Raw genomic sequence first — 531 nt, 5'->3', positions numbered from 1 at the left:
GTATACAATGGCTGCTGATCGTATGAATGAACGTATCTCTTACCTTTATCAACCGTTTAACCCAGCTATCCTTCGCCTTGTGAAAAACGTTATTGACGCGGCTCATAAGGAAGGGAAATGGACAGGTATGTGTGGTGAAATGGCTGGCGATGAACTGGCTATCCCTATCCTTTTAGGTCTCGGACTAGATGAATTTTCAATGAGTGCTTCTTCAATCTTGAAAGCTCGCACACAAATTAGTAAGCTATCTAAAATGGAAATGGAAAGTCATATTGACGCTATTCTATCCTTGTCTACCTCTGAAGAAGTAGTGTCATATATGAATAAGTTAAGTAGAATGAAAAAATGATATAAACAATAAAAGCATGTAACTTCCTCCATGGAATTACATGCTTTTATTTGTTTGACAGATGCTGAAACTACCCTCCTTTTATTTTTAGATTAATCGTTTTCATGATAAAAAGGATTCTTGGATGATGTTTTTAGTGATATACTTTAGATGTTGTAAAAATATTTTGTAATATTGCAATA

Annotated in this window: 1 protein-coding gene; it reads left to right on the top strand. The window is 34.7% G+C overall.

The features are described 5' to 3' along the window. Positions 1-349, top strand: a 349-nt coding sequence (locus tag AC1DOS_RS20525; RefSeq protein WP_477538956.1) for a putative PEP-binding protein, incomplete at its 5' end; no start/stop codon positions are given. Positions 350-531: the final 182 nt, after the last annotated feature.

It is taken from the genome of Paenisporosarcina sp. P5_A11, from assembly GCF_056400705.1.
The sequence above is the reverse complement of the archived record's forward strand: the minus strand, read 5'-3'. Positions and strand labels throughout refer to the sequence as shown.